Source organism: Herbaspirillum sp. GCM10030257, assembly GCF_042666555.1.
Lineage (GTDB): Bacteria > Pseudomonadota > Gammaproteobacteria > Burkholderiales > Burkholderiaceae_D > Noviherbaspirillum.
Map to the genome: position 1 here is coordinate 120540 of NZ_JBHTDH010000003.1, position 23554 is coordinate 144093.

20 protein-coding genes are annotated in these 23554 nt (G+C 57.4%); 12 read left to right on the forward strand and 8 right to left on the reverse strand.

The window, feature by feature from the left end; genetic code table 11:
* Positions 1-63: 63 nt before the first annotated feature.
* Positions 64-735 (reverse strand): ribose-5-phosphate isomerase RpiA, encoded by a 672-nt coding sequence (gene rpiA, locus ACFQUU_RS05260; RefSeq protein WP_382243685.1) that lies wholly within the window; start codon positions 733-735, stop codon positions 64-66.
* Positions 736-936: 201 nt separating this feature from the next.
* Here rpiA and ACFQUU_RS05265 point away from each other — a divergent pair, with 201 nt between their 5' ends.
* Genes ACFQUU_RS05265 through ACFQUU_RS05275 form a run of 3 tightly spaced genes read left to right on the forward strand, consistent with a single transcriptional unit; the run spans position 937 to position 2888 of the window.
* Positions 937-1299 carry a response regulator gene (locus tag ACFQUU_RS05265; RefSeq protein ID WP_382243688.1) on the forward strand — a complete coding sequence of 121 codons (363 nt, stop codon included), beginning with the start codon at positions 937-939 and terminating at the stop codon, positions 1297-1299.
* Positions 1299-1913: a chemotaxis protein CheX gene (locus ACFQUU_RS05270; protein ID WP_382243691.1), complete on the forward strand. Its 615-nt coding sequence runs from the start codon at positions 1299-1301 to the stop codon at positions 1911-1913. The genes ACFQUU_RS05265 and ACFQUU_RS05270 overlap by 1 nt, the downstream gene beginning before the upstream one ends.
* Positions 1914-1940: 27 nt before the next feature.
* Positions 1941-2888 carry a GGDEF domain-containing protein gene (locus ACFQUU_RS05275; protein WP_382243694.1) on the forward strand — a complete coding sequence of 316 codons (948 nt, stop codon included), beginning with the start codon at positions 1941-1943 and terminating at the stop codon, positions 2886-2888.
* 55 nt (positions 2889-2943) lie between these two features.
* On the opposite strand, the gene eda is transcribed toward ACFQUU_RS05275, so the two are convergent.
* Positions 2944-3567, reverse strand: coding sequence for a bifunctional 4-hydroxy-2-oxoglutarate aldolase/2-dehydro-3-deoxy-phosphogluconate aldolase (gene eda / locus ACFQUU_RS05280; RefSeq protein WP_382243697.1), 624 nt, complete (start codon positions 3565-3567; stop codon positions 2944-2946).
* A gap of 47 nt (positions 3568-3614) precedes the next feature.
* Positions 3615-5528, reverse strand: coding sequence for a phosphogluconate dehydratase (edd, locus tag ACFQUU_RS05285; RefSeq protein ID WP_382243700.1), 1914 nt, complete (start codon positions 5526-5528; stop codon positions 3615-3617).
* Positions 5529-5774: 246 nt separating this feature from the next.
* Between edd and pgi the strand changes: the two genes are divergently transcribed.
* The 4 genes from pgi to tal all read left to right on the forward strand — a co-directional run bounded on the left by pgi (position 5775) and on the right by tal (position 10981).
* Positions 5775-7427 carry a glucose-6-phosphate isomerase gene (gene pgi, locus ACFQUU_RS05290; protein WP_382243703.1) on the forward strand — a complete coding sequence of 551 codons (1653 nt, stop codon included), beginning with the start codon at positions 5775-5777 and terminating at the stop codon, positions 7425-7427.
* 168 nt (positions 7428-7595) lie between these two features.
* Positions 7596-9086 (forward strand): glucose-6-phosphate dehydrogenase, encoded by a 1491-nt coding sequence (gene zwf, locus ACFQUU_RS05295; protein WP_382243707.1) that lies wholly within the window; start codon positions 7596-7598, stop codon positions 9084-9086.
* A gap of 3 nt (positions 9087-9089) precedes the next feature.
* A complete protein-coding gene (locus ACFQUU_RS05300) occupies positions 9090-9959 on the forward strand; it encodes an SIS domain-containing protein (protein WP_382243710.1) in 870 nt (289 codons plus the stop codon).
* 86 nt (positions 9960-10045) lie between these two features.
* Complete coding sequence (gene tal / locus ACFQUU_RS05305; RefSeq protein WP_382243713.1) at positions 10046-10981, forward strand: transaldolase; 936 nt, start codon at positions 10046-10048, stop codon at positions 10979-10981.
* 267 nt (positions 10982-11248) lie between these two features.
* Here tal and ACFQUU_RS05310 read toward each other — a convergent pair whose 3' ends face one another.
* The 3 genes from ACFQUU_RS05310 to ACFQUU_RS05320 form a co-directional block, all read right to left on the reverse strand.
* Positions 11249-12544, reverse strand: coding sequence for a replication-associated recombination protein A (locus tag ACFQUU_RS05310; protein ID WP_382243716.1), 1296 nt, complete (start codon positions 12542-12544; stop codon positions 11249-11251).
* 84 nt (positions 12545-12628) lie between these two features.
* Positions 12629-13288, reverse strand: coding sequence for an outer membrane lipoprotein chaperone LolA (gene lolA / locus ACFQUU_RS05315; protein WP_382243719.1), 660 nt, complete (start codon positions 13286-13288; stop codon positions 12629-12631).
* A gap of 9 nt (positions 13289-13297) precedes the next feature.
* Positions 13298-15637, reverse strand: a complete 2340-nt coding sequence (locus ACFQUU_RS05320) for a DNA translocase FtsK (RefSeq protein ID WP_382243722.1) — start codon at positions 15635-15637, stop codon at positions 13298-13300.
* Positions 15638-15863: 226 nt separating this feature from the next.
* Here ACFQUU_RS05320 and trxB point away from each other — a divergent pair, with 226 nt between their 5' ends.
* The 3 genes from trxB (at position 15864) to ACFQUU_RS05335 (ending at position 18421) form a co-directional block, all read left to right on the forward strand.
* Positions 15864-16820 carry a thioredoxin-disulfide reductase gene (gene trxB / locus ACFQUU_RS05325; RefSeq protein WP_382243726.1) on the forward strand — a complete coding sequence of 319 codons (957 nt, stop codon included), beginning with the start codon at positions 15864-15866 and terminating at the stop codon, positions 16818-16820.
* Positions 16821-16964: 144 nt separating this feature from the next.
* Positions 16965-17603, forward strand: a complete 639-nt coding sequence (locus ACFQUU_RS05330) for a Smr/MutS family protein (protein WP_382243729.1) — start codon at positions 16965-16967, stop codon at positions 17601-17603.
* 215 nt (positions 17604-17818) lie between these two features.
* Entirely contained in the window at positions 17819-18421 is a 603-nt protein-coding gene (locus ACFQUU_RS05335; protein WP_382243732.1) for a trimeric intracellular cation channel family protein, read from the forward strand.
* A gap of 21 nt (positions 18422-18442) precedes the next feature.
* Here ACFQUU_RS05335 and ACFQUU_RS05340 read toward each other — a convergent pair whose 3' ends face one another.
* Positions 18443-18781, reverse strand: coding sequence for a P-II family nitrogen regulator (locus ACFQUU_RS05340; RefSeq protein WP_382243735.1), 339 nt, complete (start codon positions 18779-18781; stop codon positions 18443-18445).
* Between the two features lie 76 nt (positions 18782-18857).
* Positions 18858-20909 carry an NAD(+) synthase gene (locus ACFQUU_RS05345; protein ID WP_382243738.1) on the reverse strand — a complete coding sequence of 684 codons (2052 nt, stop codon included), beginning with the start codon at positions 20907-20909 and terminating at the stop codon, positions 18858-18860.
* Between the two features lie 286 nt (positions 20910-21195).
* On the opposite strand from ACFQUU_RS05345, the gene ACFQUU_RS05350 reads away from it, so the two are divergent.
* Together ACFQUU_RS05350 and ACFQUU_RS05355 are read left to right on the forward strand one after the other, a co-directional pair.
* The gene (locus ACFQUU_RS05350) at positions 21196-22335 is read left to right on the forward strand and encodes a GNAT family N-acetyltransferase (RefSeq protein WP_382243740.1); all 1140 of its coding nucleotides are present in this window, start codon (positions 21196-21198) and stop codon (positions 22333-22335) included.
* A gap of 108 nt (positions 22336-22443) precedes the next feature.
* Positions 22444-23496 carry a serine/threonine protein kinase gene (locus tag ACFQUU_RS05355; RefSeq protein ID WP_382243743.1) on the forward strand — a complete coding sequence of 351 codons (1053 nt, stop codon included), beginning with the start codon at positions 22444-22446 and terminating at the stop codon, positions 23494-23496.
* Positions 23497-23554 lie beyond the last annotated feature (58 nt).

Below are 23554 nucleotides of genomic sequence, written 5' to 3' on the forward strand. Positions count from 1 at the left end.
TCATGCCGCGGGCTTTTGTTTTTCAAGCATGCCTGACTATCGCCGGCTTACCAAGATTACCTGTCAGAAGGTCAACTTTTTTACACCGTCCGCCGTGCCCAGCAACGCTACATCCGCCCCGCGCTGCGCGAACAAGCCGACTGTCACCACACCGACGATATTGTTGATTTCCGCCTCGAATGCCTTTGGATCGGCGATTTGCAAGCCGACCTGATCGATAATCATGCAACCGTTATCGGTCAGCAGCGGCTTGCCGTCCTTCAGGCGCAGGCGTGGCTCGCCGCCGAGCGCCTTCAGTTTGCGGGCAACGGCCGCCTGCGCCATCGGAATCACCTCGATCGGCAGGGGAAACTTGCCGAGCATATCGACCAGCTTGGAGCCGTCGGCAATGCAAATGAATTGCCTGGCCACGGATGCCACGATTTTTTCCCGAGTCAGCGCTGCCCCGCCCCCCTTGATCATGGCGCCGGCGTTGGTAATTTCGTCAGCGCCGTCGATATAGACGGACATCGATTCGACGTCGTTGAGGTCCAGCACCTGGATACCGTGGGAACGCAGGCGCTCTGCGGTTGCTTCTGAAGACGCGACCGCGCCCTTGATGCGGTCCTTGATCTTGCCGAGTTCGTCGATGAAAAAATTGGCGGTGGAACCGGTGCCGACGCCGATGATTTCGCCGGAAGGAACATACGCGATTGCGGCGCGGGCCACAGCTTGTTTTAGTTCGTCTTGGGTCATGATGCAGTGCTGCCGGTCTTGCTAAGTGCGAAGTTATTGCGCAGAGCGATGGCAGTGTTGGTTGATGGAAGCCGATATTTTAAGGGCTGAGGCGTGCGGATTCAGGTTTTTTCTTTTTCAACTGTCCGACGCCGGCAAATGGAATGGTAGACTTGCCATAAAGCATTAGTATGCGTCAATCCGTTCTGAAGTGATGTAAAAATGACAACCGTATTGGTAGTAGACGACAGCAGAGTATCCCGGATGCTGTCCCGGCAATTCCTGTTGCAGAAGCAGCCCCACTGGACGATTGCCGAGGCAGCCAGTGGCGAGGAAGCGATTGACAAACTTGACAGCGTAACGCCAGACCTGGTGTTGCTGGACCTGAATATGCCCGGCATGGGCGGACTGGCCGCCGTAACCGGGATCCAGGCGAAATGCCCGGGCACACGCATCATCCTCCTGACCGCAAACGTGCAAGACGCAATCCGTGACAAAGCCAAAGCCATGGGCATCGGCTTTGCGGAAAAACCGATTACCGAAGCCCGTATCGACCAGATCATCGCCTATTTCGAGAAACCGTAATGTTTCAGCTCACCGAACTTCAGCATGACGCGCTGGTGGAAATGTTCAACCAGGGCGTAGGACAGGCCGCTGCGGCCATGAGCCGCATCGTGAACGAAGAAGTCACGATGTCTGTGCCGATGGTCCAGTTCCAGAGCCGTGCCGAAGTGGCAAAGACCTTGGGGTGCAATGAAGGCCGCCGTATTTGCGCGATTGCGCAGCAATTCAACGGCGCATTCAATACCGAAGCGTTCCTGATGTTCCCCGAAGAGAAAAGCCTGGAAATTGTCCGTCTGATGGTGGGACAAAGCCTCTCTCTCGAAGAACTGAGCGAGATGGAACAGGAGGCGATGAGCGAAATCGGCAACATCATCCTGAATTCCTGCATGGCGACCCTGGCTAATGCGTCCGGGCGCGAACTGCAGGGCTCGCTGCCGATGTACCACGTGGGCACCAGCGACGACATCCTCGGCCAGAACGGCAAGCAATGGGACGGCGTGGTGCTGACCCTGACAATCGATTTCAACATCGAGCGCCATCATATTTACGGCTATGTCGCCTTCCTCCTCGACATGCCGGCACTGCAGGACCTGCAACACTATATCGATGGCTACCTGGCCAAATTGACCGGTTAACCTTACTGCAAAACGGAAAAGAGGCAAATGCAAAGCTTGCTACAAGGCGTGCTGAAAGCTGTCCGGACTGGCATCATCGTGTTTGATGCCGAGCAGCGCATCGTCCTGTGGAATCACTGGATGGAGCAGCACTCGCACGTTGCTGCATCTTCGGTGCTCGGCAAGGCTTTCAGCGAGGTCTTTCCTGACATGGTCGATGGCCGTACCCACGTCGCGATCGACGCGGCCCTGCAACACAATTTTGCCTCTCTGCTGTCCCAGACCCTGAACAAGGCGCCCTTCCCGCTTTTCGTCAATCCGGCCGATGCCGACAGCGGCCTGCGCATGCAACAGGCGGTTCATGTGATGCCGCTCGAAGTCGACACCATGCCGCGTCATTGCGTGGTGCAGATCACCGATGTCAGCATGGCGGTTTCGCGCGAACGCAAACTGCGCGAGATGGCGCTCGAACTGGAATCCCAGACGCTAGTCGACGGCCTCACCGGCATCGCCAACCGTCGCCGTTTCGACCTGCATCTGGATGATGAATTCCGGCGTGCCAAGCGCAATGGATCGCCGATCTCACTGATCATGATCGACGTTGATTCCTTCAAGGATTTCAATGACAACTATGGCCACCAGCGCGGTGACGCCTGCCTGGTCGAGATTGCCGCTGCGCTCGTACGCGTGCTCAACCGGGCACGAGACCTTGTGGCACGTTATGGCGGCGAAGAATTCACCGTGGTCTTGCCGGACACGAATGAAGATGGCGCGCTACAGGTGGCCGAAGCGATGCGCGCGGAAGTGGAGGGCTTGTGCGTCGAGCATGGCTTTTCCGGCGTGGCCAGACATGTGACCATCAGCTTGGGCGTCAGCACGATGGTGCCCGAACATACCACGACGACCAGTAGCCTGGTACATGCCGCGGATCGCGCGTTGTATCAGGCCAAACGCTCAGGCCGAAATTGCGTGATGGTGAATAGCGAAGGCAAATAGGCAGGAGCCATGCGCCCTGCATGGCGTACTGAACTGCGCCTTGGCTATGCTGCCATCATTTGCGTAGCGATGCCGCTGCCGCCGCCAATGAAGTAATCATTGTCCAGTCTCCTGCCTGAATCGCCTCTTTCGGCGTCAGCCACGAACCGCCAACGCATACCACGTTCTTGCAGGCGAGGAATTGCGTCGCAGTTTCCTGTGAAATGCCGCCGGTCGGGCAAAAACTGACATCCGGCAGCGGTCCTGCGATTGCATTGAGCATGCCGACCCCACCGGCCGGCACGGCAGGAAACAGTTTCAGTTGTCGAAACCCCGCTTCGCGCGCCGCCATGACTTCGGACGGCGACATCACGCCGGGCAGCAACGGCAGGCCGCTCGATTTTGCGGCATCGATCAGGCCGGGCGTCAGACCGGGCGACACACCGAATACAGCACCGGCGTCACGCGCCGCACGGAACTCCTCGGCTTGCGTCAGCGTCCCGACACCCACAATTGCATCGGGCACCTGCTCCACCATGGCACGGATTGCCGGCAAACCGTGCTCGGTGCGCAAGGTCACTTCCAACACGCGGATACCGCCGGCCACCAATGCCCTGGCCAAGGGAACGGCGTGTTCGATACGTTCAATCGCGATCACCGGAATCACCGGCGAGCTGCGCATGATGTCGAGAAGATTCATGATGTGTTTAGCGTGATGAATGGTTGTGTTTATTTTGGCTATTGTGGTTATTTACGGGTAATGAGCGAATCTTCATCGGAGAAAGATTGCTGCTCCGGCACCGCAAGTGAATTATCCTGCTCCTGAGGCATATTCAGCGGCGGCGGCAATCCGAACGTCGCCGCACCCTCTTCCGCGGTACTGACTGAGCCGCGGAACATCGCAAACAATTCGCGACCCATGCCGACGTGACTGCTGGTCAGATCAACCGATGGCGTACCGCGCACATTCCACTCTGCGTCTGCAACCAGCGCCTGCAAGGTGCCGGCTTCCGCATCGACACGGATCATGTCCCCATCCCGCACGCGGCCCAGCGGTCCGTCGGCCAGCACTTCCGGCGACACATGGATCGCTGCAGGAACCTTGCCGGACGCACCCGACATGCGGCCATCGGTGACTAGCGCAACGCGGCGGCCGGCGTCCTGCAGATTGGATAAGGCCGGAGTCATGGCATGCAGTTCCGGCATGCCGTTGGCGCGCGGTCCCTGGAAACGGACGACGGCAACAAAGTCACGGTCAAGTTTGCCCGCCTTGTAGGCGTCCATGAAGTCTTCCTGTGAATTGAACACGATGGCAGGCGCTTCGACGACGCGATGTTCCGGTTTGACGGCAGATACCTTGATGACCGCGCGACCGAGGTTGCCTTGTAGCAGGCGCAGGCCGCCGTCGACAGAGAACGGATCTTTTGCGGTACGCAGCACTTTCGCGTCCCCGCTTTCGACAGGCGGTGCCTTCCATACAACTTGCTGGCCGTCGAGGAAAGGCTCGGCGCAATGTGCGCGCAAACCCTGCCCCATGACAGTCGTGACATCTTCGTGCAGACGTCCGGCATCCAGCAGTTCGCGGATGACGAAGCCTGTGCCGCCGGCGGCATGGAAATGATTGACGTCGGCCTCGCCGTTCGGATAGATGCGCGACAGGAGCGGCACCGCGCCTGACAATTCATGAAAATCGTTCCAGTCGATCACGATCCCTGCGGCGCGCGCCATCGCCACCAGGTGCAACGTATGATTGGTCGAGCCGCCGGTCGCCAATAAGGCCACGATGGCATTGACGATCGCTTTTTCATCGACGATGCGCCCCACGGGAATATACGTCTTGCCCTGCTGACTGATCTCGACCGCGCGACGCGCTGCGGCAGCAGTTAGCGCATCCCGCAATTCGGTGTCGGGAGTAACAAAGGCGGTGGCGGGCATATGCAGGCCCATGACCTCCATCAGCATCTGGTTGCTGTTGGCGGTGCCGTAAAACGTACAGGTGCCGGCACCATGATAAGACTGCGATTCGGATTCCAGCAATGCGTCACGCCCGAGTTTGCCCTGGGCATACAACTGGCGCACCTTGGCTTTTTCAGAGTTGGAAATACCGGTGGTCATCGGCCCCGCAGGAATGAAGACAGCCGGCAAGTGCCCAAAATGCAGTGCGCCGATCAGCAGGCCGGGAACGATCTTGTCGCAGACGCCGAGGTAGACAGCGGCATCGAACATGTTGTGCGACAGTGCAATGGCGGTCGCCATGGCTATCGTGTCGCGCGAGAACAGCGACAGCTCCATACCCGGCTGGCCCTGCGTGACGCCGTCGCACATCGCAGGCGTGCCGCCGGCAAACTGGGCGACTCCGCCAACGCTGCGCACGGCTTCTTTGATGATATGAGGAAAGCGTTCAAAAGGCTGGTGTGCCGACAGCATGTCGTTGTAGGCCGAGACGATGGCGACGGAAGGTGCCTTTTGCTCCTTGAGTCTGAGTTTGTCGTTTGCGGGAAATGCCGCAAAACCATGGGCGAGATTGGTGCACGCAAGCGCGCCACGGTGTACGCCCTGCGTGCGGGCGGCCTCGATTCTTGCAAGATAAGCAGAACGATAGGGTTTGCTGCGCGCGATGATGCGTTGCGTGACGGTATGAATGACAGGATGAAGTGACATAATTCGGATTCCGCTGTTTTTCGTAATTTTACTACGTATTTTTGAAGACTGTTCCAGACCTCTTCATCAGAAACTTTGCCCGGTTTTTTCTCTGCTATCGATGGGAAACTCACACCACAAATGCACACATCGCTTACTGAGAAAACGCAAGACTCGACAGACAGGAATTAAATATGATGTAGTGAATTTACCAGAATTTATGTATAGTTAAATTTAATGACGACCTCCGGCCCGCAACGAATCGACATGCATCAGCTCCCTCCTCTTCACGACGCACCCGCCTTTCAGGCGCTGCAGCGGCATTACACGGATGCCAGCCAGTGGCACATGCGCACCTTGTTTTCGAGGCACCCCGACCGCTTCACGCAATTTTCGCTCGAAGCCGCCGGTTTGTTTCTTGATTACTCCAAGAACAGGATGGACGGGGCGACGCTCTCGCTGCTGATGGAACTGGCGCGGGAACGGCATGTGCTCGCGCATCGCGATGCAATGTTTGCCGGCGAAAAAATCAACACCACGGAGCAGCGCGCGGTACTGCATACAGCATTGCGCGCACCGCGTGACGCGACAGTAATCGTCAATGGACAAAATGTGGTGCCAGAGGTTCATGCGGTGCTGGATCATCTGGGCGAGTTCACGGAGCGCGTGCGCTCGGGAAAGTGGTTAGGCCGTAGCGGCAAGCCAATGACGGACATCGTCAATATCGGCATTGGCGGCTCCGATCTTGGCCCTGAAATGGTGTGCCGGGCGTTGCGCACGCATACCCAGTCCGGACTCAATCTGCACTTCGTCGCCAATGTCGATGGCCACGACATGGACGCCGTGCTTGCCAAGGTACAGCCCGAGACCACGCTCTTTATCGTTGCCTCCAAGACCTTTACCACGCGGGAAACCATGATGAACGCCCAGTCGGCGCGCGCATGGTTCCTGCAATCAGGCAAGGAAACCGATCTTGCCAAGCACTTTGTCGCGGTATCCACAAATGCAAAGGCGGTAAGCGAATTCGGCATCGACACTGACAACATGTTTCCGTTCTGGGATTGGGTCGGCGGCCGCTATTCGGTCTGGTCGGCGATCGGACTGCCGGTTGCGCTCGCCATCGGCATTGATGGGTTCCGCGACTTTCTTGCCGGCGCCCATGCCATGGATAAGCATTTCCGCACGGCGCCGGTGGAACGCAATATGCCTGTTATCCTGGGTATGCTTGGCGTGTGGTATCGCAACTTCTTTCAGTGCGGCTCGATATCGATTGCGCCCTATCACCAGGACCTCGCCCAGTTTCCCGCGTATTTGCAGCAACTGGATATGGAAAGTAATGGCAAGCAGGTCACAGTGGCCGGCAATAAGGTGGGCACTGATACCGGCCCTGTAGTCTGGGGCGATGTCGGTACGAACGGACAGCATGCCTACTTTCAATTGCTGCATCAGGGAACGACGATGATCCCCGTCGATTTCATTGCTGCCTTGCAGCCGACACATGCTTTACCGTCGCATCATGCGGTACTGCTTGCCAATTGTTTTGCGCAATCAGAAGCGCTGATGCGCGGCAAGGACGCTGATGAAGTACGTAAGGAGTTGCAGGATCAGGGTTTGCCTGAGGTCCAGATTAACGCTTTGTTGATGCACAAGGTTTTCCCAGGCAATCGACCAAGTAATACCATCCTGATGGAGAAGCTTACGCCGGCAGCGCTCGGTGCACTTATTGCGCTTTATGAACACAAGGTGTTCGTGCAAGGCGTGGTGTGGGGGATCAACAGTTTTGATCAGTGGGGGGTCGAACTCGGCAAGGTATTGGCTAAGAATATCGAGCCGGAGATCAATGGCGCGCTGCAGCCGGATTTGCATGACAGTTCAACAAATGGATTGATTGCAAGGGCGAAAGCAGCGCTGGGTGATTAAGCCAAACCGATGTGTGCAATGAGTTAAGCGACTGTATTGCGCATTGCATGGTGCGCCGCATGTTTCCACGTGCATTAACGGACTCAACATGCATGCGGGGCTCACACCAGCAAACTTCAACCGAAGCGACAAGCTTCCCTTTCCAACGCACCACATCCACGACACATCATGGCCTTATCCGACTTCGATCTTGTACTCTTTGGCGGCGGCGGCGACCTCGCCATGCGCAAACTGCTGCCGGCGATGTACAACCGTCACCGTGCCAATGACTTGCCCTCCGCTGCGCGCATCATCGCTGTCGGACGCCATCCGTGGAGCCAGGACGAATTTCTTAACACGCTGGAACAGAACGCGCGACCGCACATCCCTCAGGAACATTTCAATGATGCAGCCTGGGAGAGCTTTCGCAAACGCCTGTCCTATGTATCGCTCGATGCCAGCGACGGCAGCACCTACGGCGCGCTGGTGGATGCAATGCGACATGAAGCGGACAACAAGACAGGAACGCCAGTCACGCGCGTGTTCTACCTCGCTATGCCGCCCAACCTGTTTGCCACGATCTGCCGTCACCTGAAGGAACGCGGCCTGGCGACACCAGAATCGCGCGTCGTACTCGAAAAACCTCTGGGACGCGACCTTGCCAGCGCACGACAAATCAATCATGACGTCGGCCAGGTATTCGCCGAATCGCAGATCTACCGCATCGACCATTATCTCGGCAAGGAAACGGTACAAAATCTCCTGGCCCTGCGCTTCGGCAATGTCCTGTTCGAGCCATTGTGGCGACGCGAATGGATTTCCGATGTCCAGATCACCATCGCCGAAGAACTCGGCGTAGGCAATCGCCTCGATTACTACGAGACCGCTGGCGCACTACGCGACATGCTGCAAAATCACCTGTTGCAACTGCTCTGTATCGTTGCCATGGAACCGCCGGTATCCACCTCACCGAACGCCGTCCGCGACGAGAAGCTCAAGGTGCTGCGCTCGCTCAAGCGTTTCACCCCGCAGATGCTGGCGCAAAACGTGGTGCGTGGCCAGTACCGGTCCGGGCATGTCGATGGTGTCGCGGTGCCGGGCTACCGCAAGGAGCCCAATGCCATTCCGACCTCGCGTACCGAAACCTTCGTCGCGGTAAAAGCGGAGATCGATACCTGGCGCTGGGCCGGCGTGCCGTTTTACCTGCGTACTGGCAAACGCATGGCCGACCAGCTTGCGGAAATCGTTGTGCGTTTCAAGAAAATTCCGCATTCCATTTTTGCCCGTCCCAACAGCAGTTTTCAGTCCAACAGCCTGATCATCAGCCTGCAGCCGGATGAAGGCCTGCAAATGAACCTGATGGCCAAGACGCCGGGAGATGGCATGCGTTTGCGCCCGGTGGAACTGGAGCTGGATTTCCGCGAAACCTTCAAGATGCCGCGCATGGATGCCTATGAGCGCCTGCTGCTCGATGTACTGCGCGGGCAACTGACGCTCTTCATGCGTAGCGATGAACTCGAAGCCGCATGGGAATGGGTCGAACCCATCCTTGAACATTGGGAACAGGAAGGCGACGATCCCTTGCCTTATACTGCCGGCACGTGGGGCCCTGCGGCCGCCAGCGCGCTGATCAGTCGCGACGGCCTGCAGTGGCGCGAAGAATCCATTCCTGAGAAATGAGCCATGCTGCTTGATTCTATCCGTACACAGCTGGACGCGCTTTCCAAGTCGGAAAAGAAGGTGGCGCTGGCGGTGCTCAAGAATCCGGACCTCGCGGTTTCCGGCAACATCACTGCGCTCGCAAAGAATGCGCAGGTGTCGGAGCCGACGGTCGTTCGCTTTTGCCGTGCGCTCGGCTATGACGGCTGGCATGAGTTCAAGCTCAAGCTTGCGCAGACCCTTGCGCTGGCCTTGCCGCAGGCGGATGAATCGCCGCTGCAGGACGATCTGGCGGCCGACCTGGTCAACAAGATCTGCAGCCGTTCGATCAACACGCTGCTCGACCTCCGCAATAATTTGCAGCCAGCAGCCATCGAACGTGCACTGGATGTACTTAGCCGTTCGCATAAGATTGAGTTCTGGGGACAGGGCACGTCCGGCATCGTCGCATCCGACGCCCAGCACAAGTTTTTCCGCTCGGGCGTGCCGACCGTCGCCTATGCAGACCCGCATATCCATGCCATTTCGGCGGCGTTGCTCAAGAAAGGCGATACGGTGGTCGCCATTTCCCAGCGCGGTAACAGCACTGCCTTGTTGCACAGCGTGCAACTCGCGCGCAAGGTCGGCGCAGATGTAGTTGCCCTGACGCCGAGCGGTACACCGCTGTCCGACCTGGCGACGGTGCTGGTGCCGATCGACCTCAGCTTCAATATCGACCCGTACACGCCGATTTCCGCGCGACTTGCGCATCTCGTGGTCATCGATATTCTTGCGGTCGGCCTGGCACTGAAAGGCGGCCCGGAATTTCGCAAAAAAATGCAAAATGCACAAAAGGCGCTGCAGAAGCTGGATATGCAGTTCGACTCCTTCCTGCGCCATCCGCCAAAGCTCTAGTTGCATCTTGTCATGACGCACATCTAACCATAGTCATCCGATGGGGTTATCATGCTGGTTTCCCGTTCCTCATTGGCGCATTTCCCATGAACCAGCTCGAACAACTGAAGCAGTACACGACCATCGTTGCCGATACCGGCGATTTCCAGTCTATCGAGGCGTTCGCACCACGCGACGCCACCACCAATCCCTCGCTGATCCTGAAAGCGGTTCAGAAGGATCAGTACAAGCCGCTGTTGGAAAAAGCCGTGCGTGACAACGCAGGCAAACCGACAGGCGAAGTCATCGACCGCTTGCTGGTCGCATTTGGCACGGCAATTCTCAACATCATCCCTGGGCGCGTATCGACCGAAACCGATGCCCGCCTTTCCTTCGATACGCAAGCCACCATCGACAAAGGCCGTGCGCTGATCGCCTTGTATGAAGCCGCCGGTGTTTCGCGCGAGCGTATCCTGATCAAGATCGCCTCCACCTGGGAAGGTATCCGCGCAGCCGAAGTGCTGGAGAAGGAAGGTATTCGCTGCAACATGACACTGCTGTTTTCGCTGCCGCAGGCGATTGCCTGCGCCGATGCCCAAGTGCAGTTGATCTCGCCGTTCGTCGGCCGTATCTATGACTGGTACAAGAAGTCGACTGGCCAGGAATACACCGGCGCAGACGATCCAGGTGTCCAGTCCGTCAAGCGCATCTATAACTACTACCGCAAGTTCGGCTACAAGACTGAAGTCATGGGGGCGAGCTTCCGCAACACGTCACAGATTACGGAACTGGCTGGCTGCGATTTGCTGACCATCAGTCCCGAACTGCTGCAGAAACTGGCCGACAGCGATGCGGCGGTCACTCGCAAGCTGAACGTCGAAGAAGCGCAGGGAGCCGACCTGCAGAAGCTGACACTGGATGAAAAGTCGTTCCGCTTTATGCTGAATGAAGATGCGATGGGTACGGAGAAGCTGTCCGAAGGAATTCGGTTGTTCTGCGCGGATGCGGTAAAGCTGGAGATATTGGTCGAGGCTTTGCGGTAAGGCGTATTTCGGTGGTGCGTTTTCTAGCAGCGAACGAAAAGGCACCGTCGTACATCGCTGAGCGGCCCCTTCCCCCTGTTAGGGGGAAGGTTGGGATGGGGGTGAAAAGGTTATGCATAAGAAGGCGCTTGCTCGACCTTCACACCCCCACCCTAACCCTCCCCCTAACAGGGGGAGGGAACCCGTCGGTGGTAGTTACAAGCGTCCTTGGTTCCGCTCGATAAAGACAAGTTACGAGCGTTATACAAAACGCCGCTTTTCACCACCCTACTTCTTCTCGTTCTTCTTCGCTTCCCGGTCCAGCATCTTCAGGTACGCAAGTTTCTCCCCTATCTTTCCTTCCAGGCCGCGTGGCGTAGGCTGATACCAGTGCGGCTCCCGCATGCCTTCCGGCAGATAGGTTTCGCCGGCCGCATAGGCATCCGGCTCATCATGTGCGTAGCGATAGAGCTTGCCGTAGCCGAGTTCCTTCATCAGCTTGGTCGGCGCATTGCGCAGATGTTCCGGCACCGGTCGCGATTTGTCCTTGGCAATGTAGGCGCGGGCGGCGTTATAAGCGTTGTAGACAGCGTTCGACTTTGCCGCACAGGCAAGATACACCACGGCTTCGGCCAGCGCGAGTTCCCCTTCTGGCGATCCGAGTCGTTCATATGTTTCTGCCGCATCGAGTGAAAGCCGCAAGGCGCGTGGGTCGGCGAGGCCGATGTCTTCCGCCGCCATGCGGATGATGCGACGTGCGAGGTAGCGCGGATCGGCGCCGCCATCGAGCATGCGCACGAACCAGTAAAGTGATGCGTCCGGATTCGAGCCACGCACCGATTTATGCAACGCAGATATCTGGTCGTAGAAAGCATCACCGCCCTTGTCGAAGCGGCGCAGGTTTTCCGCCAGCGCGGTGGAGAGCAAGGCTTCGTCCACTTCCGGCTGATTGTTTGCGGCGGCCGCCCTTGCGACGATTTCGAGATTGTTCAGCAGTTTGCGGCCGTCTCCGTCGGCGCTGGCGACGAGGATAGCCTTGGCTTCCGGCGTAAAATCCAGACCGTCGAGTTCCTGGATGCAGGCCCTATCCACTAGCGCATCAAGATCCTCGTCGGATAAGGATTTCAGGACATAGACTGCGGCTCGCGACAACAACGCGCCGTTAACTTCGAATGAGGGATTCTCGGTCGTCGCGCCGATGAAGGTGAACAGCCCGCTTTCAACATGGGGAAGGAATGCATCCTGCTGGCTCTTGTTGAATCGATGTACCTCGTCCACGAACAGAATGGTGCGCCGCCCAGAATTGGCCTTGACCACCTGGGCACGCTCCACAGCCTCGCGGATATCCTTGACACCCGACAGCACCGCGGACAGCGCGATGAATTCCGCATTGAAGCTGTCAGCCATCAGCCGGGCCAGCGTCGTCTTGCCGACACCGGGCGGTCCCCAGAGGATCATGGAGTGCGGCTCGCCGGATTCAAAGGCAACCCGCAAGGGCTTGCCCGGGCCCAGCAGATGATGCTGGCCAATTACGTCGTCAAGCGTTTGCGGGCGTAGCCTTTCGGCGAGTGGGATGGAGTTCATGGCGTCGGACGGGTCAGCCCCGCCTTTCTTGTTTTAATCTGTACGAAAACAGCGCCGTATCCGGGCGCCGCCATTGTTTATTTTTTATTGTTGAAAGACGTCGGCGCCTTTGGGTACCGTAAAGCGAAACTGGTCGGCAGACATTGCCGGATTCTTTTCAAATTTCTTGAACGACAGCAGTGACACCTGGCCGAAGGAATCGCGTAATTCCATTGCCAGCGGCACGCCATCCTTGAGGCCGATACCAATGCGGTCGAAGGTCGTGTCCTTGCTCTTGGGCGTGGCCTCCAGCCACTCCAGCCCGTCCTTGGTGCCGGCGTCCTTTAAAGTGAAATTCTTTTCAAGGTCATTGCTGCCGAACAGAATGGCCGCCGGTGACGAGCCGAGCGCATTGCCGAGCTGCCTGACGGTCACCTGGTTCAGATCTTTGTCATAGATGTAGAGCTTTTCGCCGTCCGCCTGCAGCAGCTGTTCATACGGTTTCTGGTAAGTCCAGATGAACTTACCTGGACGGGCGAACATGAAGGTACCGGTCGACTCGTTGGAGACCTTGGTACTGCCGTCCATCATCTTGACCTGGCGCTGCGAAAATTCACCCTTTGCCGACTTGGTCGACTTGACGAAAGACTTGAACTGATCGAGCGCCGATGCGCTTGCAACGGCGGGCAATGCCACCGCCAGCACAGCGAGCGCGCGCATGGCGGGAAGCAGACGGCGAAAGCGAACGGATCTTGTTTGTATCAAAGCGTTTTCCTATTCCTGGGTAGTGCCGGCCGGAACAAGAATTTCGCGGTTGCCATTCGATTGCATCGAGGAAACCAAACCGCTCTGCTCCATCTGTTCCAACAACCGGGCTGCGCGATTGTAGCCGATCCGCAAATGTCGCTGCACGAGGGAGATCGATGCGCGGCGGTTCTTCAGTACGACGGCGACGGCCTGGTCGTACAGGTTGTCCGACTCGCCACCGCCTGCGGCGGTTTCTCCGCCGAATGCGGCATCGCCACCCTCTTCGGCTACGCCTCCTTCTAGGATTCCTTCTATGTAATTCGGTTCCCCCTGGGCCTTGAGGTGCTCGACCACGCGGTGCACTTCATCGTCCGATACGAAGGCGCCGTGCACGCGCACCGGCAAGCCGGTACCGGGCGGCATGTAAAGCATGTCGCCCATGCCGAGCAACGTTTCGGCGCCCATCTGGTCAAGGATGGTACGCGAGTCGATCTTGCTGCTAACCTGGAAGGCGATGCGCGTCGGGATGTTGGCCTTGATGAGGCCGGTGATCACGTCGACCGACGGGCGCTGCGTGGCGAGGATCAGGTGAATGCCGGCTGCCCGCGCCTTCTGCGCGATACGCGCAATCAGTTCTTCCACCTTTTTGCCGACCACCATCATCAGGTCAGCCAATTCGTCGATGATGATGACGATCGTCGGCAATTTTTCCAGCGGCTCAGGCGCATCCGGGGTCAGGCTGAAGGGGTTGGGAATCTTTTCTTCCTTCTTCTCCGCTTCGGCGATCTTGGTGTTATAGCCTGCAAGGTTACGTACGCCCAGCTTGGACATCAGCTTGTAGCGACGCTCCATTTCGGCGACCGCCCAGTTCAGTGCATGACCCGCCTGACGCATGTCGGTGACGACCGGCGCCAGCAAGTGCGGAATGCCTTCATAGACGGACATTTCCAGCATCTTCGGGTCGATCAGGATCATCCGCACATTGTTGGGATCGGACTTGTACAGCAGCGAAAGGATGGTGGCATTGATACCTACCGACTTGCCGGAGCCCGTCGTACCGGCGACCAGCAGGTGGGGCATTTTGGCCAGGTCGGCCACCACCGGATTGCCGGCGATGTCCTTGCCGAGCGCGACAGTCAGGCTTGACGCACTGTCGTTGTAGATCTTGGAACCGAGGATTTCGGTCAGGCGCACGATCTGGCGTTTCGGATTCGGCAGTTCAAGTCCCATGTAATTCTTGCCGGGGATGGTCTCGACCACACGGATCGACGTCAGCGACAGCGAACGCGCAAGGTCACGCCCCAGGTTGACGATCTGGCTGCCCTTCACGCCGGTCGCCGGCTCGATTTCGTAACGGGTGATCACCGGACCAGGATAGGCGGCGACCACCTTGGCTTCCACGCCAAAGTCGGACAACTTCTTTTCGATCAGGCGGCTGGTGAACTCCAGGGTTTCGATGCTGACGGTTTCCTGCGCCGGCGGCGGCTCATCCAGCAGCGACAGCGGCGGCAGGTTGGTATCGGGAAGATCGGCAAACAGGGAAACCTGTTTTTCCTTTTCCACGCGCTCGGATTTCGGTACCGCGACCACCTGTGGCTCGATGCGGATCGGCGGCGCCTCAACAATCTTGGCACGCTCCTGCACCACCACTTCCTCGCGCTTGACTGCGGCAACCTGACCGACCTTACGGTCTTCGCGTGCGGCATACAGGTTTTGCACGCGCTCGACCAAGGTTTCAATGACGCCGCCGATACGCTCCGCCACAGCAAGCCAGGATACATGGAAGAACAGGCTGAAGCCGACACCGAACAGCAGCAGCAAAAATAAGGTCGCGCCAGTAAAGCCGAATGCATGCTGCGCGGCGCCGCCGATCAGTTCTCCGAGTACGCCGCCCGGCGCGCGAGGCAGTTGGGCCTTCAACGAATACATGCGCAGATATTCGATGGCGACACTGCCGAACAGCATCAGTACGAAACCGATGGCGCGTACCCATGCTTCGGTATGGTGTTCGGGCTCGGGTTCAGTCTGGAGCAGAAACCGCTGGGAAAGCCGGCGATAGCCTTTCATGACGGAGCGCAGCAGGAAGACACAGCACCACCAGGCCGAAAAACCGAAGATGAACAACATCAAGTCGGCCAGCCAGGCACCGATGCGCCCGCCCCAGTTGTGCAGATGCGGCACCACATTGGCTTGCGACCAGCCGGGATCGGTCTTGGAATAGGTCAGAAAAATAAGAACCAGATAGACGGTAACCACCGTCAGCACGAACCAGCGTGCTTCCGACAGCAGGCGCACCAGCCGGTTGGGCAGCGGATTGGCTTCCGGCGGGCTGGTATTACGGGTATAGGCTTGGGTTGTTCTACTCATAACTTATGTGAAATTCGGGAAGCGCCGCTTCCGGGCGTGTGATTAGCGGATTTTGGTCGACGCTCCGCCTCGCAGGGCATGTTCGACTATAATCTTAACCAGTTTTTCGGGTGCAATACTGACAGGCTGTTGAAATTTTGCCTTTTGGCGACATATGAATCGCAGAGGCGCCGTTTTCACTGCACCCACGCGCTTAATTGTCACAATTACTTACTTTTCTACTGCCATGGCAACCACCAAACACGCCCACGTTCTGATTCTCGGCTCCGGCCCGGCTGGTTACAGCGCCGCCGTTTACGCTGCCCGCGCTAACCTGAAACCCGTCCTGATTACCGGTGTCGAGCAAGGTGGCCAGCTAATGACCACGACCGACGTCGAAAACTGGCCCGGCGACCCGATGGGCGTGCAAGGTCCGGAACTGATGCAGCGCCTGCTGCAGCATGCCGAGCGCTTCGATACCGAAGTCATCTTCGATTACATTCACACTGCCAAACTGACTGAAAAACCGATGCGCCTGATCGGCGATTCCGGTGAGTACACCTGCGATTCGCTGATCATTGCGACCGGCGCGTCGGCCCAGTACCTCGGCCTGCCCTCCGAAGAAGCCTTCATGGGGAAGGGTGTGTCCGCCTGCGCTACCTGCGACGGTTTTTTCTACAAGGGCCAGAACGTGGCAGTCGTCGGCGGCGGCAATACCGCGGTCGAAGAAGCCTTATATCTGTCGAATATCGCGACCAAGGTGACTGTCATTCACCGTCGCAACAAGTTTCGCGCGGAACCGATCCTGATTGATCGCCTGATGGCTAAGGTCGCCGAAGGCAAGATCGAGGTGAAATGGGACCATACCCTGGAAGAAGTGCTGGGTGACGACAGTGGCGTGACCGGGATCAGCATCAAATCGGTCAAGGACGCCAGCCTTAGCAAGGTCGACGTGCATGGACTCTTCATTGCCATCGGTCACAAGCCGAATACGAGCATCTTCGAAGGCCAGCTCGACATGCAGAACGGCTACATCAAGACCAAGACCGGCCTTGAAGGGATGGCAACTGCAACCAATATCCCTGGCGTATTTGCGGCCGGCGACGTACAGGACCATGTGTACCGCCAGGCCATTACCAGTGCCGGCACGGGTTGCATGGCCGCACTGGACGCCCAGCGCTATCTTGAAAGCCTTGAGGGCTAATACCGGTTCCAGCCCAAAACGTAACAGGTCAGAATTGGTATAAGACCTCGCGTGTACGGAACCTGCAACGCGGATTCCGTACAAAGTAGTATCCCGGGACGCCATTGAAGGCCCTCTGCATCCCGGCCAAAGGAATAGCCCATCATGTCTGGCCCCATCAAGGATTTTGCCGCGCTCAAGTCCCTGCGAGCGGAAATCAAGGCAAAGGAAGAAGCCCGCAAGGCAGCGGAAGAAGAACGGCTGCGTCGCGAGAAAGAAAGCCGGCGCGATGCCGAACTGTTTCGCAGTGCGATTGGCGAAGTTGCTCCCTTGCGTTCCGCACCAAAGGCGCAACCCGTCACACCGCGCCCTGCCCCAATCGCCCGTCAGCATCTAGCCGATGAACAGGCCGCGCTGCAGGAATCGCTCTCCGACGAGTTCAATGTCGATACGCTGCTCGACACTGACGAAGCGCTCAGCTATGCGCGGGCCAATATCGGACCGGACACCTTGCGCAAGTTGCGTCGTGGCCACTGGGTTATTCAGGCACAGCTCGACTTGCATGGATTGCGTCGCGAGGAAGCCCGCGAGGCGTTGGCGGAGTTCTTGCGCAACGCCGTCAAGCGAGGAATACGCTGTGTCCGCATCATCCATGGCAAAGGCCTGGGTTCGATCAACAAGGAACCGGTATTGAAGAGCAAGGTACGCAGCTGGCTCGTGCAGAAGGAGGAAGTGATCGCCTTTTGCCAGGCGCGAGCAGCAGATGGCGGCGCAGGCGCGTTGGTGGTGTTGCTAAAGGCTTGATTGTCCGTGTGTAAAACTTGGACGAGTCCGTACAACCTGCTCTCCGCCTGGCCGCAATCCGGTTACACGATCACATAGGTACACAATCACCCCATACCGGGACGCGTTCAGGTTGTTCCCAATCTGCACGCAACACAGGGGCAGCTTTGACAGGCAATTGTGCATTTTTCTGCTTCCCCAGTATCATGCGCTGATTACCACTCCATTCTAAGCGCATGTCCCTGATCAAAATCCTCGAAATCCTCGCTATCCTGGTCGGTGCATTTTCCGGCTTCATCGAGGCGAGGCAAAAGAAGATGGACGTGGTCGGGATCTTTACAGTAGCGTTTATTACCGCGTTCGGCGGTGGAACCTTGCGCGACATCCTGCTCGATAAGCGCCCGCTGTTCTGGGTCACCCATCAGGAATACGCAATCCTTATCTTCATGCTGGCATTGGTGGCGGCACAGGCCATCAAGACGCTACGCAGACTGATTTCAGAACGCATGATCGTGATTGCGGATGCGCTTGGTCTCGGGCTGTTTTCCATCGTCGGGGTGTCGCAGGCATTGGAAGCCGGCATGCCGATCTTCATCGCTTCGATGATGGGGGTCATCACCGGCATTTTTGGGGGTGTACTGCGCGATATCGTCTGCAATGAAATCCCGATGGTGTTGCGGGATGGCCGGCCTTATGCCATCTGCTCGTTCGGGGGATGCTGGATGTACCTGCTCATGCAAAAAACCGGTATTCCACCGGATTTTTCACTGTGGACCAGTGCGCTTGCGATCGCGGTCGCGCGACTGGTCACCTGGCACCGGGGCGTGCGGCTGGAGTAACCCGGCTTGTCGCCCAGGGGGTCAGACTGCGTCCGGGCCGGTTTCGCCGGTACGAATGCGGATAACCTGCTCGACTTCGCGGACGAAAATCTTGCCGTCACCGATCTTGCCCGTGCGCGCCGCCTTGATGATCGCGTCGACTGCCTGCTCGACCTGCTTTTCATCAATGACCGCCTCGATCTTCACTTTGGGCAGAAAGTCGACGACGTACTCGGCGCCGCGATACAGTTCGGTATGCCCCTTCTGACGGCCAAAACCCTTCACTTCCGTGACGGTCAGGCCAGTTACGCCGATTTCCCCGAGCGCCTCGCGCACTTCGTCCAGCTTGAATGGTTTGATGATTGCGGTAACCAGCTTCATAACAGCTCCTTCTTAGTAAATCGTCTACGAAATCTCAAGGCCGGCAAGTTCTATCCAACGATTATATTTCGACATGTCATGCATCGGGAATATTCTTCAGGTCCTCAAGCCAGACAACGGCCTCGGAATCACTCGGCGCGCGCCAGTCGCCGCGTGGAGAAAGCGAGCCGCCTGATCCCACTTTCGGCGAATTCGGCACGCAGGACCGCTTGAACTGGCTGGTCTTGAAGAACCTGTACAGGAAAATTCCCAGGTTACGCTTAATCGCTGCCAGGTCATATTCGTTACGTGCAACGTGCCCTCCCTCGGGCCATCGACCGGCTTCCCGGTCGTTCCAGGCGGAGTACGCAAGGAACGCCACCTTGGACGGTGCAAAGCCAAATCGCAGCGTGTAATACAAATTGAAATCCTGTAGCTCGTAGGGCCCGATGACGCTTTCCGTCTTTTGCCCGGGTTGCTTATTGGACTTGCCAGGCACCAGTTCGGGACTAATATCGGTATCGAGAATATTGATCAGCACGTCTGACCCGGAACCCCCAATCTGCCCGGTTTCGGCGACCCAGCGCACCAGATGTGTGATGAGTGTCTTGGGTACGCTGGCGTTCACGTTGTAGTGCGACATATGGTCGCCGACGCCATAAGTGCACCACCCGAGCGCAAGCTCACTCAGGTCACCGGTACCAATGACAATGCCGTTCCGGAAATTGGCGATCCGGAACAGGTGACTGGTACGCTCGCCCGCCTGCACGTTCTCGAAGGTGATATCGTAGTCTTCCTTGCCTTCCGAATACGGATGTCCGATGTCCTTGAGCATCTGCAGGCAACTCGGCCGGATATCGACCTCGCTTGCGGAGCAGCCGACCACCTCCATCAACTGCCTTGCCTGCAGCAAGGTCCTGTCGCTGGTGGCGAAGCCGGGCATGGTGATACCGATGATGTTGGTACGCGGCAGGCCCAGCCTGTCCATGGCCTTGGCACAGACCAGCAGTGCATGCGTCGAGTCAAGCCCCCCCGATACGCCGATGACAACCCTGGATATGCCGGAAGCCGACAGGCGCTGCACCAATGCCTGGACCTGGATGTTATAGACTTCCTCGCAGCGCTCGTCGCGTCGCCTTGCATCGGAAGGCACATAAGGAAAGCGCTCGACACTGCGGTTCAGGCGCATTGGCTTGTCGAGTGGCAGGTCGAGCTGGAAAGACACGACCCTGAATTTCGTCACTTCCAGCTTGTGCCGTTGGACCGAATGCCCGAAGGTGCCGGTACGCATGCGTTCGCGAGACAAACGCTCCAAGTCGACGTCGGCGTAGATTAAATGTGAATCATCCGAAAAGCGCTCCGATTCGGCGAGCTTCTCACCGTTTTCATAGATCAGCGCTTGCCCATCCCAAGCCATGTCGGTCGACGATTCACCCTTTCCTGCCGATGAATACAAATAAGCGGAGAGGCAGCGGGCCGACTGCTGGGACACCAATTGATGCCGATAGCCGGACTTGCCAACCACGATATTGGATGCCGACAAGTTGACCAGCACGGTGGCGCCCGCAAGTGCAGCGAAAGAGGATGGCGGAATCGGCACCCATACATCTTCACAGATCTCGACATGGAACCGGAACAGCGGAAGGTTTTCTATCTCGAACAGCAGCGCCGCGCCAAAGGGAACGGCCTGTCCACACAGCGTGATCACCTCGGCCGTTGTACTGTCCGCGGCATTGAACTGGCGCGCCTCATAAAACTCACCATAGTTAGGCAGGTAGCTTTTGGGAACGATGCCATGGATGCGCCCGCCGGACACGACGGCCGCACAATTGAACAGCCGGTGTTCGACCCTTAACGGAAGACCGACAATCATGGCGATCGGCAGTGTCCGGGAAGCCTCGACTATCGTCGCTAGTGCTTCGGTGCAAGCATCAAGCAAGGCGCGTTGATGAAACAGGTCATCGCACGTATAGGCCGACAGGCCCAGTTCCGGAAAAGCGATGAGTGCTGCGCCCTCGCCTGCCGCCTTGGTAGCAAGGGCGATTGTCTCGGCGGCATTCGATACAGGATCCGCAACGCGGCAACGTGGAACGCCTACTGCAACACGTGCAAAGTCATGAGAATAAATGCTGAAAAATTCTTTAGCCATCTTTTTGCGTTACCTCCGGGAAGCGACACGTCCAAGCTTAATGCTGTATGCCTGCATGGTTGCGCAATGTCGCAATGAATGACTCTCAATTACCGTAATGACTGCCACAGGCTGTTCACGACGTCAAACATGCCTAGCGTTTTTGCGTAGAATGAACAACGCAACGGGCGAGTCTTATAACCGGGCAGACCCATGAAGGATAAGTCCGTATAAAACAATGTTTTAACGACGTTTTCGCTTTCACAAAGGCAACGGTTTCGACTCTCGGATAGTCAAGTTATCAATAGTGAATTATCGCACGCGAATCATTTCTTCTCTCTCGGAACTTGGCCAGCAGGCATGGGACTCTCTTGTCTTGCAGCAAACAGAGCGCAATCCGTTTCTGTCTTACGCCTTTCTACATGCATTACATGAGTCCGGCTCGGCGTCACCCAGATCCGGCTGGCAAGTACAGTACCTGACGCTATGGAAAGCCGAAGTGTTGGAAGCCGCACTGCCTCTCTATGTCAAATCGCACTCCTACGGTGAGTACGTTTTCGACTGGGCTTGGGCTGATGCCTACCGGCGAAACGGCTTGGCGTACTACCCGAAATTATTATCAGCGACTCCTTTCACGCCAGTCTCTGGAAGCCGTCTGCTGGCAAACAGCCCGGAAGCAAGAACTGCACTGATCGAAGCTTTGTGCGAACTGCAGGTGGAAAACGATCTGTCCTCGACACACATCCTGTTTCCTCCGCAAGCGGAAGCCGAGGCGTTACACGAAGCAGGCTTCATGCTGCGCAGTGGTGTGCAGTTCCACTGGTTGAACGACGGTTACCAGGATTTTGAACAATTCCTGTCCACGCTCGATCGCAAAAAGCGCAAGAATATCCGTGCCGAGCGCCGCAAGGTGCAAGAAGCCGGCGTACGTTTTTGCCGCATTGGCGGACACGATGCCACGGATGCCGACTGGCGCTTCTTCAAGCGCTGCTATGACCATACTTATGCCGCGCACTATTCCACCCCGTATCTGAACCTCGATTTCTTTCGTCGGATCGGCACGTCGATGCCAGACAATATACTGATCATCATTGCCGAGCGTGACAGCCGCCCCATCGCTTCTTCTCTCGTCATCCATGACGAACGCAACCTGTACGGCCGATATTGGGGGGCGATCGAAGAAGTGCCCTGCCTGCATTTCGAAACCGCCTATTACCAGCCGCTTGAATTCTGCATCGAACGTGGCATTCAGTGTTTTGAAGGCGGCGCGCAAGGCGAGCACAAAATGGCGCGCGGCTTTCTGCCGCAAAAAACCTGGTCCGCACACTGGCTTGCCCATCCTGCGTTCGCTGACGCGATCGAACGTTTTCTCGAACAGGAAGCGGGCGGCATTGACGCCTACATTGACGAATTGAACGAACACAGTCCCTTCAGACAGATAAAATAACCGACAGTCAATCAAAGCCGTCATATATGGTTGGGCAGTGGTAATCGTACAAATTTACTGCGCAAATTGCTTGCCAAAAACACCACTTGACGGCATTCTCACGCCATCATGACGATGCCGACACCAGCCGTTTTTTCTCCTAGCCTGCCCGCCAACAGCAGGATCGGCCGTTTTTGCGTTACCCGCGAACTGGGGCGCGGCACAGCTGGGTGTGTCTATCTGGCGCATGACCCCGTGATTGCCCGCGATGTCGCTATCAAGACCTTTAATCCACATCTCAATCTTGCTGAGAAGGCGCGTTTCGAACAGCAATTCATCAACGAAGCGCGCGCCGCAGGACGCCTGTCCCACCCGCATATCGTCACCGTGTACGATGCGCTTAATGAAAACGGCACCACCTATCTGGCGATGGAATATTTGCAGGGACGCGAACTGAATCGCATCCTGGAAAGCGGACATCGTTATACACCCGATGAAGTGGCTTCGCTCGCATGGAAAATCGCAGATGCCTTGCATCATGCGCATGGCCGCGAAGTCATTCATCGCGACATCAAGCCGTCCAATATCTTCATGGTGAAGGATGATCATCCAAAACTGATCGACTTCGGCATCGCACGTTCGCCGAACCGCCTCGCGGAGCGACATGCGCCCGCGGATGAACCGTACACCATGATGCGCGATAACAAGCTTCTCGGCACACCCAATTACATGTCTCCCGAACAGGCTGCGGGCAAAGCCGTCGATATGCGTACCGATATCTATTCGCTCGGTGCCGTCATGTATGAAATGCTTACAGGACGCACCCCCTTCAACGCCGAGCGCGCAGACAAACTGATTCAGCAGATCGCCTATAAGGCAGCGGTGCCGCCCATCGAAGTCGACGCACGGGTGCCGGCAAGTCTGTCGCATATCGTCATGAAGGCCATGGCAAAACGCCCGGAGAAACGCTATCAGACGGCTGAAGAACTTGCGCTGGATCTGAAGCGCTACCTGCTCAAGGAAAGACGTGCACGCAAGAGCATGCGGATTGCTATTCCTGCTGTATCGACCACATCTGACAGCAATGAAACGACATCATCGGCTACCGTCAATGCGCGCGCAGTGGCCGCGGGTGCCGTTGCGGTTGCAGTTGCCTGTGTCGCCTATGTATTGCTGCGCTGATTCGTAATCAATCGTGCACCACTCACCCAAAAATCCTGGCGAGTCGTACACATTTGCG